Consider the following 2,277-nt stretch of genomic DNA (forward strand, 5'->3'; position numbering starts at 1 on the left):
GCGGGGAGCGGGGAGAAGGGCATGGGGAAGCCCGGCTGCTCGTGTTCGAGCTGCCGGGCTGTTCTTCGCGTGCCGTTGGGGCTGTACGCGAGTTCGCCGGGACTTCGGGGAGCCGGAACGGCACGGAAGGGGTGCTGCGGGGCTCCGGAACTCAGCGTTGGAGCGGGACGCGGCCCCTGGGGGATTCCGCCGGAGGAGCACCGTCGTCGGAGCAGGGCGTGGAGGCGGCGGCCGGATCAGGAGCGGGGGCCGGATCGGCGAGCGTGCGGTGGCGGCAGCCGGGGGAGGCTCCGTGGGCCTCCGCGCGGATGCGCTGCTTCATCGTGGGAGGCAGGGCCCCCGCATGGGCCCGGGACCGGACGGACCTCGCCGGCGCCGTCGTGTCCGGGGCGCTCCCGCTGTTGCGCGCCGTCTCGGTACGGGGTACGGCCGCGGAGGCGGACGTGGTGGCGAATCCGAGCGCCGTGCACAGCGCGAGGAAGGCGGTGACGATGGCGGTCCACAGCTTCATGACCTTGTTCCGGGCCATGGCCCCTCACTTTCGGGTCGGGCGATTTGCGTACTTTCCTCATGATGTGTATGCGGGTCGTGAAGTGGTGGACCTTCGGACGTGGCGCGGCGATGTTCAGATGAACACCACTCGGATGGGCGCAAGGGGGGAGAAAAACGGAAGATCGTGGAGGGAGGTGGCCGAAATCACCGAACGTGCGGGAGTGGTCACCCTCCGGCCCGGCCGGGTTCTCCGCGCCTACTGCGCAGCTCAGGAGGGGAGTTGGCGGGCCGACGCAGGTCACCGATCGGTCTCGGCCGGTGTGTATAGTCGGGCGCCAGAGGTCCCCTACGTCAAGAAAGACGAGGTAGCGCGGTGAAGAAGCTTCTCCTGGTCGCACTGGCCGCCATCGGCGGGCTCCTCGTGTACCGCCAGATCCAGGCGGATCGCGCCGAGCAGGATCTGTGGACGGAGGCGACTGACTCCGTGCCCACGGGTTCCTGAGTACCGACATACGACGCTGAACAGACCCCGGTCGCCTCGCGGCCGGGGTTTTGTGTGGGTGGGGCCCTCCCGGCGGGCCTGGTCCGCGGGCAGGATGGTCACGGTGCGACGTCCGGCGACGACGAGGAGTGGCGCGTGAGGGCACGGCGGTGTACTGCGTGGGGGCGGCGGGCACGGCCGGAGCGGGGCGGCCGGGCCCCGGCGACCGGACGCGCGGGAGCGGTGGCGCTCGCGGTGGCGCTCCTGACGGGCGCGCCGGCCCTGTCCGCGGGGCAGCAGGCGACCGCCGCGGGGACTCCCGGGGCGTACGCCTTCGACGAGGACGCACCGCGCGTCGAAGGAGCCCTGAGCACCGCGGACGCCGTGCGGCTGGAGACCGGCCGCACCTATCGGAGCACCCTCCCGGCGAGCGGCCCGGTCCACTACAGCCTGGAGCTCGACGACACCTCGAACGTCTACGTCGCCGCCACCGCCGCCCCGCCGGACGGTGGCGGCGCCGCTGTCGTCGACGGCGTCAAGGTGGCCGTGCAGGACGGTGACGGCCGCTCCTGCGACGTGGACACGACGACTTTCGGGGCCGCCGCCAGCCCGCACCCGGTCGCCGCGTCGGCCGCGCGCGAGATCTCTCCCCGGCGGTCCCTCTGCAAGGACGCCGGCACCTACTACGTGATCGTCGAACGCGCGGATCCGGACGGGAAGGGCGCCTCCCCCGACGCCTGGGAACTGGAGCTCACCACCGTGTCGGAACCGCGGCCGGCGCGGGCCGGAGCGACGACCGCGCCGGACGCCTGGAACTCCGCCCCGCCCGAGCCCGTCACCGGGAAGGCCCGACGGCGTGCGGGCGGCGCCGGTTTCACCGAGGCCACCCCGCTCGCCGGGGGAGTCTGGCGGGACGACATCCGGCCCGGCCAGACACTCTTCTACAAGGTCCCGGTCGGCTGGGGCAGGCAGTTCAACGCCACGGCCGAGCTGGGCAGTTCGAGTTCGGGCGGTACCGGGTTCGTCCCCGCCGCCCTGGACCTGGACCTCTACAACCCCGTCCGCGGACACGTCGCGGACATCGGCATCGGCTACGACGGCAGGCAGAAGTCGGGCAGCCTCTCCCCGCTGCCCCCCGTCGCGTACGCCAACCGGCACGCACCCAGAAGCCAGGTCGCGGCGATGCGCTTCGCCGGCTCGTACTACCTCGTCGCGCACCTCACGGAGAAGGTCGCGGACGACTTCGGCGACGGGCCCGTCCCGCTGACGCTGCGGGTACGTGTGAGCGGGACGGGCCCGTCGCC

The 2,277-nt window shown here is 72.8% G+C and carries 3 protein-coding genes; 2 read left to right on the top strand and 1 reads right to left on the bottom strand.

The genetic code is table 11. The features are described 5' to 3' along the window. Positions 1-151: 151 nt before the first annotated feature. Positions 152-529, bottom strand: a complete 378-nt coding sequence (locus AOK18_RS16220; RefSeq protein ID WP_055694821.1) for a DUF6344 domain-containing protein — start codon at positions 527-529, stop codon at positions 152-154. A gap of 336 nt (positions 530-865) precedes the next feature. Here AOK18_RS16220 and AOK18_RS30950 point away from each other — a divergent pair, with 336 nt between their 5' ends. Continuing rightward, positions 866-994: a DLW-39 family protein gene (locus tag AOK18_RS30950; protein WP_003999697.1), complete on the top strand. Its 129-nt coding sequence runs from the start codon at positions 866-868 to the stop codon at positions 992-994. 222 nt (positions 995-1,216) lie between these two features. Next, on the top strand, positions 1,217-2,277 hold a 1,061-nt coding region (locus AOK18_RS16225; protein ID WP_055694822.1), incomplete at its 3' end, for a hypothetical protein.

The organism is Streptomyces prasinopilosus, assembly GCF_001419695.1.
Taxonomy (GTDB): domain Bacteria; phylum Actinomycetota; class Actinomycetes; order Streptomycetales; family Streptomycetaceae; genus Streptomyces; species Streptomyces prasinopilosus.

Coding starts and splice junctions, on each gene's coding strand:
- AOK18_RS16220 (WP_055694821.1), bottom strand. CDS start 529: ATGGCCCGGAACAAGGTCATGAAGCTGTGGACCGCCATCGTCACCGCC.